This window comes from Pseudomonas pudica, assembly GCF_015680405.1.
Lineage (GTDB): Bacteria > Pseudomonadota > Gammaproteobacteria > Pseudomonadales > Pseudomonadaceae > Aquipseudomonas > Aquipseudomonas pudica.
The window spans coordinates 12,883-27,176 of the sequence record NZ_JADLJS010000016.1 but is presented as its reverse complement, the minus strand read 5'-3'; the positions used below and the strand labels follow the sequence as shown (position 1 = coordinate 27,176).

At 62.9% G+C, this 14,294-nt stretch carries 11 protein-coding genes; 9 read left to right on the top strand and 2 right to left on the bottom strand.

Annotated elements, in window-relative coordinates; all coding sequences use genetic code 11:
• Positions 1–123 precede the first annotated feature (123 nt).
• The 8 genes from IRZ77_RS27160 (at position 124) to IRZ77_RS13425 (ending at position 11,469) form a co-directional block, all read left to right on the top strand.
• Entirely contained in the window at positions 124–4,272 is a 4,149-nt protein-coding gene (locus tag IRZ77_RS27160) for a dermonecrotic toxin domain-containing protein (protein WP_456239166.1), read from the top strand.
• 323 nt (positions 4,273–4,595) lie between these two features.
• The gene (locus IRZ77_RS13455) at positions 4,596–5,513 is read left to right on the top strand and encodes a glutamate/aspartate ABC transporter substrate-binding protein (RefSeq protein ID WP_025340398.1); all 918 of its coding nucleotides are present in this window, start codon (positions 4,596–4,598) and stop codon (positions 5,511–5,513) included.
• 142 nt (positions 5,514–5,655) lie between these two features.
• Positions 5,656–6,402: an amino acid ABC transporter permease gene (locus IRZ77_RS13450; protein WP_046614762.1), complete on the top strand. Its 747-nt coding sequence runs from the start codon at positions 5,656–5,658 to the stop codon at positions 6,400–6,402.
• The gene (locus IRZ77_RS13445; protein WP_043206507.1) at positions 6,403–7,074 is read left to right on the top strand and encodes an amino acid ABC transporter permease; all 672 of its coding nucleotides are present in this window, start codon (positions 6,403–6,405) and stop codon (positions 7,072–7,074) included.
• Positions 7,071–7,805: an amino acid ABC transporter ATP-binding protein gene (locus tag IRZ77_RS13440; protein ID WP_003258023.1), complete on the top strand. Its 735-nt coding sequence runs from the start codon at positions 7,071–7,073 to the stop codon at positions 7,803–7,805. The genes IRZ77_RS13445 and IRZ77_RS13440 overlap by 4 nt, the downstream gene beginning before the upstream one ends.
• Positions 7,806–7,878: 73 nt before the next feature.
• Positions 7,879–9,783, top strand: a complete 1,905-nt coding sequence (gene aauS, locus IRZ77_RS13435) for a two-component sensor histidine kinase AauS (protein ID WP_046614763.1) — start codon at positions 7,879–7,881, stop codon at positions 9,781–9,783.
• The gene (gene aauR / locus IRZ77_RS13430; RefSeq protein WP_046614764.1) at positions 9,780–11,108 is read left to right on the top strand and encodes a two-component response regulator AauR; all 1,329 of its coding nucleotides are present in this window, start codon (positions 9,780–9,782) and stop codon (positions 11,106–11,108) included. The genes aauS and aauR overlap by 4 nt, the downstream gene beginning before the upstream one ends.
• A gap of 25 nt (positions 11,109–11,133) precedes the next feature.
• The gene (locus IRZ77_RS13425; protein ID WP_046614765.1) at positions 11,134–11,469 is read left to right on the top strand and encodes a GlpM family protein; all 336 of its coding nucleotides are present in this window, start codon (positions 11,134–11,136) and stop codon (positions 11,467–11,469) included.
• Between the two features lie 169 nt (positions 11,470–11,638).
• On the opposite strand, the gene IRZ77_RS13420 is transcribed toward IRZ77_RS13425, so the two are convergent.
• On the bottom strand, positions 11,639–12,634 hold the full coding sequence (locus IRZ77_RS13420; RefSeq protein WP_196173658.1) for an alpha/beta fold hydrolase: 996 nt from the start codon (positions 12,632–12,634) through the stop codon (positions 11,639–11,641).
• A gap of 196 nt (positions 12,635–12,830) precedes the next feature.
• On the opposite strand from IRZ77_RS13420, the gene metR reads away from it, so the two are divergent.
• On the top strand, positions 12,831–13,748 hold the full coding sequence (gene metR / locus IRZ77_RS13415) for a transcriptional regulator MetR (protein WP_003258025.1): 918 nt from the start codon (positions 12,831–12,833) through the stop codon (positions 13,746–13,748).
• On the opposite strand, the gene IRZ77_RS13410 is transcribed toward metR, so the two are convergent.
• Positions 13,732–14,145: an NUDIX hydrolase gene (locus IRZ77_RS13410; RefSeq protein WP_085601566.1), complete on the bottom strand. Its 414-nt coding sequence runs from the start codon at positions 14,143–14,145 to the stop codon at positions 13,732–13,734. The two genes, metR and IRZ77_RS13410, sit on opposite strands and share 17 nt — an antisense overlap.
• Positions 14,146–14,294 lie beyond the last annotated feature (149 nt).

Genomic DNA, 14,294 nt, shown 5'->3' with positions numbered 1-14,294 from the left:
TTGGCTCGTCCGGCCAGTCGCCAGCGGGCCCGGATGGCACAGTCGGTCGGTGCAGCAGTAACTACCACCACCCCACGTTCCCGGCAGTGATGCTCTGGTGTCTTTCAGACCCGGAGATATCTCGTGCCCCCCACCGAATACAACCCGTCGTACTCCGTCGACACCCTGATCGCCCGGCAACTACCTGGCTGGTTGACCAGCGCCGATGCGACGCACCTGGAAGCCTACGGCAGGGCCTTGCTTGCACAGCAACAGGCCGCGGACAGGCTTGGCCATCTGCTCGAAAGAATCCCTCGCCTCGAAGACTTCGCCAGGCCCCTGCTCGAACGCGCCCTGCGTGAGCAGGGGCTGGGGCATGTCGACCCGCAACTTGGGCACGTCGTCGTCAGCGAAGAGTTTCAACTGCCTTCGGCGGCGGAGCATTTCTATACGCCGACGGTTACCCATAGAACGCGACAAACGCTGTTGGCCGCTGCCCTGCATAATTTCGAAGCACACGAAGCTGAACCGTGGCTGTTGCGCAAAGCGCACCTGGAGAACGAGAAAGGCGAAAAGCTGGCCATGACCTTCGAGCACTTCGTTCGCCTGTGCCGCTCACTGGACCTGGGCGGCAAGTATCAGACGCTGCTCAGGACGGTGCTCGAGCCCAAGGCTGGCCGTGGCCAGTCGGGCGATCAAGCGCGCACGACAATAAAGCACCTTTTTGAAAGCGGCGTACGTACGCGCATGCAGGCAGCGGTTTACGAGGCCCGGTTCAAGGGGCAGCTGGACGAGCGGGATCTGCTTCGGCTGCGGCCGATGCTCGAAGCCCCTGCCCTTGCACCCTATGGCAAGGGCACGCTGACAGCTCGCCAACTTTATCTGCTCGGCAAGTGCGTGACGGGGGTCATCACACTTGAGTGGCGCCCTGCTCCGGCTGAAGACATCGACGAAATCATCGTCTGGATACCCGATGCCGCCGGGCAAAGCCTGCGCTTTTACGACAGTTGGGACAGCGTTTACAACGACCTGGCCACTCGCCTCAAGCAGTGGTCATTCCGCCAGTTTTTCCGGCGTTTCATCACGGCACGGGACACAAGCGAGTTCGCCAGGGAACTTGCACAACGGCTCGCAGCGTCGCCTGGAGCAATGAAACTGCAGCTCGACGGGCGAAACCTGCCTGTCAAGGGGAATGTGTTCGCACATGTACGGGGGCTACTGCTCGGGCGAATGTTCGATGATGCAGCCTACCTTGCTGTTCCAACGGACCTTGAAGATCGCCTGAGCAGGCACCGGCGCTTGCAGGACATGCTGAGCGCCGGGTTGGACCTGCTGGGGCTGGCAGCTTTGGTCGTACCGGTGCTCGGTGACCTGCTACTGGTCGTCAGCGCGGCGCAATTGCTCGATGAAGTCTATGAAGGCTATCAGGACTGGCAGCTAGGTAACCGCCAAGGAGCGCTGGAGCATTTGTTCAACATAGCCCAGGGCGTAGCGACCACTGGCCTGTCTGCAGGGGCTCTGCACACGCTGAGACGAACACCTTTTGTCGACAGTCTTGCGCCAATGGTGTTGCCTGCCGGTGGCATCAGGCTGGCCAGAAACTCCCGTTACCTGCCTGCCGAGGAAGATGTCTCGGTATTATTGGAAAGCCTGCAAGGGGAGCACTTTGCCGATACTTTGTCAGATCATGGCCGGATACTTCTACAGGCCACAGGCCTCAACGTGGACCAGTTGCGCCGACTTTGCCTGGAGAACGCTGCACCACCCGCGCGGCTGCTCGATCTCCACGACCGGATCAAGCTGCACCAGCAGGATCCGACCCTGAAAGGACACGCCTTCGAGCAGCAACTTCAGGCGTGGCAAACACCGCAATCTGCCGACCAGGCCAGGCTGATCGGGGTTTTCCGGGGTTTGTCACCAAGGGGCGCCCAGGAAATCATCGACCATAGTAGTACCGCCCAGATAGAACAGTTGCGAGTTTCCGGACGGATGCCACTGAGCATGGCGCAACATGCGCGGTGGTATGAAAGCGCCAGCCGTATTGATCGGGCTTGCCTTGGCTTGCGTCTGCAAAAGTTGGCCAACACAGATAGCGACCTATTGGCGCTGCGCCTCATCGAACGGGACGCCCCATGGCCAGACTCCGTGCGAATAGAGTTACGCCAAGGCGCCCAGGATGGATTACTGATATTTGCCAGCCAGAGCGAGACCGCGCAGAACGTACGAACCATTGTCAAAAACACGCAAGGCTACGCCCTGGCAGGCGAAGACAGCCAGGGGAAGCCCTTGCTGGCAGCGGTCCTGGGGTGCCTGGACGACGAGCAGAAAACCCGCCTGGGAAACCGCAACCTGCAGCTCAAGCAATTACGTGACGTACTGGCCATGGCGGCCGAACAGGATCGCAACTCTACGGCTAGCCTGCTCGGCATTTCCGGCATCCGCGCAAATATCAGGCCGCCCCGGCGTTTCGCCGACGGCAGGCTGGCCTATGCACTCAGCGGCGGAGGTGAAAGCAGCCAGAGCGCTATTCGCCAAGGGATCCATCAAATATTCCCCACACTCTCCGAACTGCAACTGGACGCTTATCTGGAAGCGGTGCGCCAGCGCGGGGAGAGCTTGTGGGACCATTACCAGGCGCTGCAACGCCAGCTTGCCGACCTGCGCGAAGCACTACAGATCTGGCAGGCCGATTGGCAATCGCCAATCGACGCCATTCGCAGACGCCGCATAGCCGATACCCTTCGCCGCAGTTGGCGGCGCAAACTGGTGGACGGCAACGACCAGTATGAACTGACCATCGATGGCGAGCACATCAATGCGTTGCCAGGCCTGCCGGAGGGTGTGGAATACCGACATGTGCGCCGGCTGACCTTGCGCAACATGCGCTTGCAACAGATCGACGCGCGGTTCCTCAGGCTGTTCCCCAACGTCGTGGACCTGGACCTCAGCGGCAACCGGCTGACTTTGGTCCCCGAGGGCATCGAGGCTCTCGGCCAGCTACGGCGCTTGAACCTGAGCAACAACCTGATTGCGCTGGATGCCGCAGGCAACAGCCGCCTGGCTCAACTGCAACGGCTGAACACGCTGATACTCAACAACAACCCGCTCAACGGCATGCCCGACCTCTCGGCCTTGCCACATGTGCGGGACCTGCACCTGCGAGCAACGGGTCAGGCGGACATTGGCCTGGTCCACCAGAACGTGGCGCTACGCGCCCATATCGACTTGCGCGACAACAGAATCAGCGAACTGCAACGCGAGATGCGCGGCTTGCGCCTGCGCCTGCAACGGCTGAATCTGCACGACAACCCTTTGAGCGAAGACAGCATCGAGTATCTGGACCAGGCACAAGGAGCCAGCGAAGCAGGTGCCCGAGGCAGCGCGTCGTATGTCCACGAGCCGATCGGTGAGGAGACCCGCGCGAACTGGGTAGCATCCAGAAACGTGCTGCTACGTGCAGAACGTGAGGCAGCCTGGGACCGCCTGAGCGAGGAGCCGGTTCGGGAGGCCTGTTCAGATTTTTGGCTGACTTCGCCCAGAGCGAGGACTTCGAGGCCCATCCCCGGCATTATCGACGCCGCATCTGGCATATCCTCGAAGCCTGCGAAAACAACGAAGCGTTACGCGAGCAGTTATTTCGCGAGGCCGACGGGCCGCGTACCTGCGAGGATCGCCTGTTGCTGCTGCTCAACCAGATGGAGGTGGGTGTGCTGGCCCTTTCAGGGCATCGAAGGCGTGCCGGTTGCAATGAGAGAGAGCCGCCTGCTGTATCTGGGAGGCCAGTTGCACCGCCTGGACCTGCTTGACGATATTGCCAACCGCCACGTCCAGGCCCTGCGCGAAGCAGGGCGCGGAGTGGATGAAATCGAAGTTCGGCTTTTCTATCGCCTGCAGCTGACAGGGGCACTTGACTTGCCAGCACCACCGGATGAAATGCACTTCGCTTCATTCGCCCACGTTACAACGCGGGATCTGAACGCGGCAGAAATAGAAGTGCTGCAAACCTACAGTACCCTGTCGATGCTGGACGCGCTGGCAAGCCGCCCTTACTGGCAGAACTACTTGCGAGAAACCTATGCTGACCGCTTCGAGGCGATAGCACGGCCTTATCACGAGCGAATGGAAGCGCTCGAGGCACAAGCCATGGCCGGCCAGGAAGCAGGCTATGAAGACCGCGCCCGGAACCTGATGCGCGAACTTGCCGCCGAGGAATCAACGCTGATACGCACCCTCACTACCGAGGCTTGGGCGCGCTGGAACCAGTCGCCGCTAGAGCGGCTGATGCCCCACTGAAATGGCGGACAGCGCTGCGATCAGGCCTCTCGTGACGGCGGCCTGATCGCCCCAGTGCTTGGTAGCCGGGGAATTGCAAATTCGTTCGGATTTCCGAACAGAAAACAGCAATTCATTCGGAATGGCGGATGAAACGTACCGTCACAAGATGCGCAATAAAGTTTGATTCCCAATGAATCTGCGGCGTTATGATCAATGTCAGGGCTTGGCACGACTCATGCTCTACACTTGGTAGCCGAATGCAATCGTTTATTTCTGTATTCGTTGAACGAAGAGTCCGCCAACGGCTCCATAAAAAAAACAAACACGTCGAGGAAAATTTGATGCGCATCGTTCGTCAATTGCTGGGCGCCGCCATCGCGGCCGCTGTGATCGCTTCGCCGGCCATGGCCGAGGAACTGACCGGCACCCTGAAGAAGATCAAGGATTCGGGCACCATCACCCTGGGCCACCGCGACTCCTCCATCCCGTTTTCCTACCTGGCCGGCAAGCCCGAGCCCGTAGGCTACTCGCATGACATCCAGCTGGCTGTCGTCGACGCCCTGAAGAAGCAGCTGGGCACGGACATCAAGGTCCGCTACAACCTCGTCACCTCCCAGACCCGCATCCCGCTGGTGCAGAACGGCACCGTGGACCTCGAGTGCGGCTCCACCACCAACAACGTCGAGCGCCAGCAGCAGGTCGGCTTCTCGGTCGGCATCTTCGAAGTCGGTACCCGCCTGCTGACCAAGGTCAAGGACGGTCAGCCGGCATACAAGGACTTCCCGGACCTGGCCGGCAAGAACGTGGTGACCACCGCCGGTACCACCTCCGAGCGCATCCTCAAGGCGATGAATGCCGACAAGCAGATGAAGATGAACGTGATCTCCGCCAAGGACCACGGTGAAGCCTTCAACATGCTCGAAAGCGGCCGCGCCGTGGCCTTCATGATGGACGACGCCCTGCTCGCCGGCGAAATGGCCAAGGCTCGCAAGCCGTCGGACTGGGTCATCACCGGTACCCCGCAGTCGTACGAAATCTATGGCTGCATGGTGCGCAAGGATGACGCGGCCTTCAAGAAAGCGGTCGATGACGCCATCGTTGGTTACTTCAAGTCGGGCGAAGTCAACAAGAGCTATGACAAGTGGTTCCAGCAGCCAATCCCGCCAAAGGGCCTGAACCTGCAGTTCCCGATGAGCGACGAGCTGAAGAAACTGATCGCCGAGCCGACCGACAAGGCTGCGGACGAGAAGAAGTCCTGACTCTCAGATAGTGGCCTGGTGCTCTACAGCACCAATCAATACTGCAGGCCACTCATTAGTGTCTAACCTTTCATCCGAGGGCGCCAAGCGCCCTCGGATGCTCGAAGGTGCCCGTGAAACGATCGTCTGAGGGGAAATCCCGATGAATTACAACTGGGACTGGGGCGTGTTCTTCAAGTCCACCGGCGTGGGCAGCGAAACCTATCTGGACTGGTACATCACCGGCCTGGGATGGACCATCGCCATCGCCATCTCCGCCTGGATCATCGCCTTGCTGCTGGGCTCGGTCCTCGGTGTCATGCGTACCGTGCCGAACCGTGTGGTAGCAGGTATCGCCACTGCCTACGTGGAGCTGTTCCGCAACGTACCGCTGCTGGTGCAGCTGTTCATCTGGTACTTCCTGGTGCCGGACCTGCTGCCAGAAGGCCTGCAGGAATGGTTCAAGCAGGACCTCAACCCGACCACTTCGGCGCTGATCAGCGTGGTCATCTGCCTGGGCCTGTTCACCGCCGCCCGCGTGTGCGAACAGGTACGTACCGGCATCCAGGCGCTGCCCCGGGGCCAGGAAGCCGCCGCCCGCGCCATGGGCTTCAGCCTGCCGCAGATCTACACCAACGTGCTGCTGCCGCAAGCCTACCGGATCATCATTCCGCCGCTCACCTCGGAATTCCTGAACGTGTTCAAGAACTCGTCGGTGGCGTCGCTGATCGGCCTGATGGAGCTGCTGGCACAAACCAAGCAGACCGCCGAATTCTCGGCCAACCTGTTCGAGGCCTTCACCCTGGCCACGCTGATCTACTTCACCCTGAACATGGGCCTGATGCTGCTGATGCGCATGGTCGAGAAGAAAGTCTCGGTGCCCGGCCTGATTTCCGTAGGGGGCAAATAAATGGACATGGATTTCAGCGAAATCATCCCGGCCCTGCCTGCCCTGTGGGAAGGCATGGTCATGACCTTGCAGCTGATGGTCATGGGCGTGGTCGGCGGCATCGTGCTGGGGACCATCCTGGCCCTGATGCGCCTGTCGTCGAGCAAGCTGCTGTCGAACTTGGCCGGCGCCTATGTCAACTACTTCCGCTCGATCCCGCTGCTGCTGGTCATCACCTGGTTCTACCTGGCGGTACCGTTCGTGCTGCGCTGGATCACTGGTGAAGACACCCCGGTGGGTGCCTTCACCTCCTGCGTGGTGGCATTCATGATGTTCGAGGCCGCGTACTTCTGCGAAATCGTCCGTGCCGGCGTGCAGTCGATCTCCAAGGGCCAGATGGGCGCCGCCCAGGCGCTGGGCATGACCTACGGCCAGACCATGCGCCTGATCATCCTGCCCCAGGCCTTCCGCAAGATGACGCCACTGCTTTTGCAGCAGAGCATCATCCTGTTCCAGGACACCTCGCTGGTATACACCGTGGGCCTGGTGGACTTCCTCAACTCGGCACGCTCCAACGGCGACATCATCGGGCGCTCCCATGAGTTCCTGATCTTCGCCGGTGTCGTGTACTTCCTCATCAGCTTCTCCGCTTCGTGGCTGGTCAAGCGCCTGCAAAAAAGGATCACCGTATGATTTCCATCAAGAACGTCAACAAGTGGTACGGGGACTTCCAGGTACTGACCGACTGCAGCACCGAGGTCAAGAAGGGTGAAGTGGTGGTGGTATGCGGCCCGTCGGGTTCGGGCAAGTCCACCCTGATCAAGTGCGTCAACGCCCTGGAGCCGTTCCAGAAAGGTGACATCGTGGTCGACGGCACCTCGATCGCCGACCCCAAGACCAACCTGCCCAAGCTGCGTTCGCGCGTTGGCATGGTGTTCCAGCACTTCGAGCTGTTCCCGCACCTGTCCATCACCGAGAACCTGACCATTGCCCAGCGCAAGGTGCTTGGCCGCAGCGAAGCGGAAGCGACCAAGAAGGGCCTGGCCCTGCTCGACCGTGTCGGCCTCGGTGCCCACGCCAAGAAGCACCCGGGCCAGCTGTCCGGCGGCCAGCAGCAGCGCGTGGCCATCGCCCGCGCCCTGTCGATGGACCCGATCGTCATGCTGTTCGACGAACCGACCTCGGCACTGGACCCGGAGATGGTCAACGAAGTACTGGACGTGATGGTCGAGCTGGCCCACGAAGGCATGACCATGATGTGCGTGACCCATGAAATGGGCTTCGCCCGCAAGGTGGCCAACCGCGTGATCTTCATGGACAAGGGCAACATCATCGAGGATTGCCAGAAGGAAGACTTCTTCGGCAACCCGAGCGCCCGCCACGAGCGTACCCAGCACTTCCTCAGCAAGATCCTGCAACACTGATTTTGCCTCACTGAAGCGGTCGGCGCCGCTGTCCTTTCGGGCAGCAGGCGCTGGTCGTGACAAGGCCACTGTGATGAAATGCGATCCTTCGCTTCTTCTCCCTGCCAAGCCTGCCGTGAAATCCCGCCTGCTCCGCCAATTGCTGTTGCCGCCACTGATCATCCTGCTGATGGTCGGCCTGGGAATGGCTGGCTACCTGATCAGCGAGAGCAACGGCATCCGCACCCTCAGCGAAAACGGCGAGCGCCAGCTGGAGCTGCACGCGCGCACGGTCGAGAGCGAAATCAGCAAGTACACCTACCTGCCGAGCCTGCTGGAGCTGGAAGACAGCGTCTCGCACCTGCTCACCGACCCTGACGGTGGCTCGCGGCAGATCGTCAACGAATACCTCGAAGGCCTGAACCGTCGCAGCCGCAGCCGGGCCATCTTCGTCCTCGACACCAATGGCCGGGTCCAGGCCACCAGCAACTGGCGCGATGCCGACTCGTTCCTGGGTGAGGACCTGTCGTTCCGTGCCTACTTCCAGACTGCCGTGCGCGGCGAGCCCGGGCGTTTCTACGGTATCGGCAGCACCACCGGCGAGGCCGGCTATTACCTGGCCCACGGCCTGGAGGAACACGGCAAGATCATTGGCGTGGCGGTGATCAAAGTGCGCCTGGACACCCTCGAGGAGCGCTGGCAGCGTGCCCGCCTGGAAGCGTTCGTCAGCGACGAGAACGGCATCATCATCCTCTCCAGCGACCCAGCGCGGCGCCTGAAGTCGGTACGCCCGCTGACCCCGCAGATCAAGGAGCGCCTGGCCCGTAGCCTGCAGTACTACTGGTGGCCGCTGAACGAACTGCAGCCTCTGGCTCGGGAAACCCTGGCCGATGGTGTGGAAAAGCTGACCTTCCCGGCAAACAGCGAAACCGCACAGGGCAAGGCCAGCGAAATGGCCTACCTGGCCCAGACCCGGCGCCTGGTCGACACGCCTTGGCACTTCACCCTGCTGACACCGCTGCAGGACCTGCGCCGCGAATCCATGGTACAGGGCGTGCTGGTGGGCGTTGCCTTCGCCTTGCTGGCGATCCTGGGCATCGCCTGGAACGAACGGCGCAAGGTCATCGCCACCCGCCTGGCAGCCCGCGAGGCCCTGCAGGAAGCCAACAGCCAGCTGGAGCGACGGATTACCGAACGCACGGCCGACCTGCGCGCCAGCAACGAGCGCCTTAAGGGCCAGATTCGCGAGCGCCGACATGCCGAGCAGACCCTGCGCCACGCCCAGGATGAACTGGTACAGGCCGGCAAGCTGGCCGCCATCGGGCAGATGTCCACCAGCATCGCCCACGAACTGAACCAGCCGCTGGCCGCGCTGCGCACGTTGTCCGGCAACACCGTGCGCTTCCTCGAGCGTGGGGCACTGGAAACCGCCAGCACCAACTTGCGCACCATGAACGACCTGATCGACCGCATGGGCCGCATCACCGCCAGCCTGCGCTCGTTCGCCCGACGCAGCGACGACAGCGGCCAGGCCTCGCTGGCCAAGGCCGTGGACGCTACCCTGCAGGTGCTGGCCAACCGCATCAGCGCCTGCCACCTGCAATTGCACAATCAGTTCGAGGACCAACAGCTGGCCATCGACCAGACCCGCCTGGAGCAGATCCTGGTAAACCTGATCGGCAACGCCCTGGATGCCATGACCGCCCAGCCGCTTCCGCAACTGTGGCTGGAAGGCGAGCTGCAGGGCGACAAGTACCGTTTGCAGGTGCGCGACAATGGCCACGGCATCGATGCCGAGGCGCGCAAGCATCTTTTCGAACCTTTCTTCACCACCAAACCGGGCGAACACGGCCTGGGCCTGGGCCTGACCCTGTCGGCGAGCCTTGCCGCCGCCGCCAAGGGCAGCCTCAACGTCGAGCACCCCGCCAGCGGCGGCACGGCCTTCGTCCTGGCCCTGCCCTTGGTCTCACCCCCTAGCGAATCGGCAGAGCAACCATGAACCAAGCGCCTCTTACCGTCCTGATCGTCGAAGACGACCCGCATGTGCTGCTCGGCTGCCAACAGGCGTTGGCCCTGGAAGACATCGCCTGCGAAGGCGTGGGCAGCGCCGAGCAGGCGCTGGAACGCATCGGCGACGACTTCGCCGGTATCGTCGTCAGCGATATCCGCCTGCCGGGCATCGATGGCCTGGAGCTGCTCAACCGCCTCAAGGCCCGCGACCGCAGCCTGCCGGTGGTGCTGATCACCGGCCACGGCGATATCGACATGGCGGTCGGCGCGATGCGCAATGGCGCCTACGACTTCATGGAAAAGCCTTTCTCCCCGGAGCGCCTGGTCGATGTGGTGCGCCGCGCCCTTGAACAGCGCGGGCTGTCGCGCGAAGTGGTGGCCCTGCGCCGCCAGCTGGCCGAGCAAAGCAGCCTGGAGGGGCGCATCATTGGCCGCTCGCCAGCCATGGAGCACTTGCGCGAACTGATCGCCAACGTCGCCGATACCTCGGCCAACGTGCTGATCGAAGGCGAGACAGGTACCGGCAAGGAACTGGTCGCCCGCTGCCTGCACGACTTCAGCCGCCGCCAGGGCCAGCCGTTCGTGGCACTGAACTGCGGCGGCCTGCCGGAAAACCTGTTCGAAAGCGAGATTTTCGGCCACGAAGCCAACGCTTTCACCGGTGCCGGCAAACGCCGCATCGGCAAGATTGAACATGCCAATGGCGGCACGCTGTTCCTCGACGAGGTTGAGAGCATGCCGATCAACCTACAGATCAAGCTGTTGCGCGTGCTGCAGGAGCGCACCCTGGAGCGGCTGGGCTCGAACCAGAGCATTCCGGTGGACTGCCGGGTGATCGCGGCCACCAAGTCCGACCTGGATGCCATGGGCCAGAGCGGCCAGTTCCGCAGCGACCTGTATTACCGGCTGAACGTGGTTACCCTGGAGCTGCCGCCGCTGCGCGAGCGCCGCGAAGATATCCTGCAACTGTTCGAGCACTTCCTGCAGCAATCGGCACTGCGCTTCGACCGCGAAACGCCTGCGCTGGACAGCCAGACCTTGTCGCGCCTGATGGCCCACGACTGGCCGGGCAACGTGCGTGAACTGCGCAACGTCGCCGAACGCTATGCCCTCGGCCTGCCAGCGTTCAAGAAAGGCCCCAGCGGTGGTGCCAGCCAAGGCTTGGGCTTTGCCGAGGCGGTGGAAGCGTTCGAGCGCAACCTGCTCGGCGATGCCCTGCAACGCACCGGCGGCAACCTTAGCCAGGCCAGCCAGGAACTGGGCATGGCCAAGACCACGTTGTTCGACAAAGTGAAGAAATACGGCCTCGGCTGACCTCAACCCAACCTGGAAACACATCGTGGACCTGGTATTCAAAGCTGCCCTGGGCGCTGGCGTGGTGCTCCTGCTGGCGGTGCTGTCGAAAACACGCAATTACTACATCGCCGGGCTGGTGCCGCTATTCCCCACCTTTGCCCTGATTGCCCACTACATAGTTGGCAAGGGGCGCAGCATTACCGACCTGAAGACCACCATCCTGTTCGGCATGTGGTCGATCATTCCGTACTTCGTGTACCTGGCGACCTTGTATGTGCTGGTCGACCGCATGCGCCTGGAGGCATCGCTGGCGTTGGCCACGGTGGCCTGGCTGATGGCCGCCACCGTGCTGGTGACCTTGTGGGTGCGGATGCACTGAGGCCGGTCGGCTGACGCGGTCCGTGTAGGAGCGGCCTTGTGTCGCGATGGGGCGCGTAGCGGCCCCCGATTTCAGCTTCGCCGCGAATATTGCTGGGGCCGCCTTGCGGCCCTTTCGCGACACAAGGCCGCTCCTACAGGGGATCGCATCAGCCTGGAAGCATGGAAATTCACAGCCCTGCGATATGCGTGACATCCTGCCGATGTGCCTGCAGGTAGGGCAACACCGCCCCCAGCAACGGCGCCTTGAACGGCTCCTGGAAGCGGTGCGCCAACCCCGGTATCAAACGCAGTTGGCTACCCCGGATATGCGCGGCCAGATGCACACCATGCATCACCGGCAGCAACGGGTCGGCCGTGCCATGCACCACCAGGGTCGGCACCCGCAACTGGTTCAACAATTCGACCCTGCTCGGCTCGGCCAGTATCGCCATGATCTGGCGCTTGGCGCCTTCAGGATTGAACGCCCGGTCATAGGCCACGGCCGCCTGCTGCAGCAAGGCCGCACGGTCGTCACGCACCTCGGGGCTGCCCAGCGCCGCCAGCAGGTCGGCCTGCTGTTCGATGGCAACCTCGCGGTTCGGCGCGCTGCGCCGGGCCAGCAGCTGCACCAGCGCCGGATCCGGCGCCGGCAACCCCGCCGCCCCTGAACTGGACATGACCAACGTCAGGCTGCGCACGCGCTCGGGCGCCATGGCCGCCAGGTGCTGGGCAATCATGCCGCCCATGCTCACCCCCAGCACATGAAACTCGTGCACGCCCAACGCATCCATCAGGCTCAGGCCATCGTCCGCCATGTCGGTCAGCGTATATGGCGCAGCCACCGGCAGGCCCAGCTTGTAGCGCAGCAGTTCGACCGTCAGGTTGGCCGACGGTGGCAGCTGGCTCCAGCGTGACAGGCCGACATCGCGATTGTCGTAGCGAATTACCCGAAAGCCCTGGCGGCACAAAGCTTCGACCACGTCGTCCGGCCAGTGGATCAGTTGCCCGCCAAGGCCCATCACCAGCAGCAAGGCCGGGTCGCGTGGCGCACCGACGCTCTGGTACACCAGGCTGACCGCGCCCAGCTCGGCCCGCTGCACCGGCACGTGGGCATCACAACGCTGTTCAGCGAAACTCGCAGGTACGCCGAATACAAAGAAAAGAAGAAGCCAATAAGCCCGCATGAAAGAAACACCAGAATGCAAATCCCCAGTAGAGCGCGAGTCTGATGAATTCTGTTCGGGCGCGCTGCCACACTTCAGTGACATTTTGATGACTCCCGCCAGGCGGTGCGGCCAAACGCCCAGTCGACAGGCGCAGCAACATGAGGGAAACTCAACTCACCCCCTGTTTCCTCAAGTCCACACACCGGAGTCAGCTGTGCTGGAGATCCGTCACCTGAAAACCCTTCATGCCCTGCGCGAGGCCGACAGCCTGGTGGAGGCCGCCGAGCGCCTGCACCTGACCCAGTCGGCGCTGTCGCACCAGTTCAAGGAGCTGGAAGAGCGCCTGGGCCTGCCGCTGTTCGTGCGCAAGACCAAGCCGATCCGCTTCACCAGCGCCGGGTTGCGCCTGCTGCAACTGGCCGATGCCACCCTGCCGCTGCTTCGCGGCGCCGAACGTGACATCGCGCGCCTGGCCGGTGGCACCGCCGGGCGCCTGCACATGGCTATCGAATGCCACAGCTGCTTCCAGTGGCTGATGCCGACCATCGACCAGTTCCGTGACGCCTGGCCGGAGGTGGAGCTGGACCTGGCCTCCGGCTTTGCCTTCGCCCCACTGCCGGCCCTGGCTCGCGGCGACCTGGACCTGGTGGTGACCTCCGACCCGCTGGACCTGGCGGGCATCACCTACGTGCCGCTGTTCACCTACGAGGCGATGCTGGCGGTGGCCAACCAGCATCCGTTGGCCAGCAAGCCCTACATCGTGCCGCAGGACCTGCTTGACCAGACCCTGATCACCTACCCGGTGGAGCGCGATCGCCTGGACATCTTCACCCGCTTCCTGGAGCCGGCCGACATCGAGCCCGCCGCCGTGCGCACGTCGGAGCTGACGGTGATGATGATGCAACTGGTGGCCAGCGGCCGAGGTGTGTGCGGCATGCCGCACTGGGCGCTGCACGAGTACAGTTCGCGCGGGTATGTGAAGGGCAAGCGCCTGGGTGAAAAAGGCCTGTTCGCCACGCTTTATGCTGCCGTGCGCACCGACATGCTCGATGCGCCATACATGCGCGACTTCCTGCTGACGGCGAAGGACACCTCGTTCGCCACCCTCGATGGTGTCAGCGCGGTGCGCTGACGGCCTGGCGGTATAGCGGCAGGATGAGGTCGCGGGTCAGGGGTGCCAGCTGCATGGCGGGTACCTGGTCTGCGGCCAGCCACACCACCTCCTCGATCTCCGCAGCCGGCAGCACGGCTGCGGCGCTGTCGACACGGAACAGTTCGGCCTGTACCTCGAAGCCCGGCTCGTTGGCGGCCGGGGCGCTGAACTGGCCCAGGTGCACGGCCTGGGACGGGTCGATGTGCAGGCCCAGTTCCTCATGCAGCTCGCGCACCAGCGCCTGCACCGGGGTTTCGCCAGCATCGATCTTGCCACCGGGCTGCATGAAGGCCTGGGTCCCGCGTTTGCGTACCAGCAGGGTGCGGCCCTGGGGGTCGATCAACAGGGCGGCGGCGATGCGGATGGTGTTGGGCATGGGCTGGGCTCGCTTGAAACAATGGCCGGGGAGGATCCCATGAGGGTCCTGGCCTGACAAGGCCAGTGTTTCCTGCGCCGGCCCTTTCGCGGGCGCGCCCACTCCCACAAGTCCTCCACAGCTCTTGAGAGCAACGCAGTGCCTGTGGG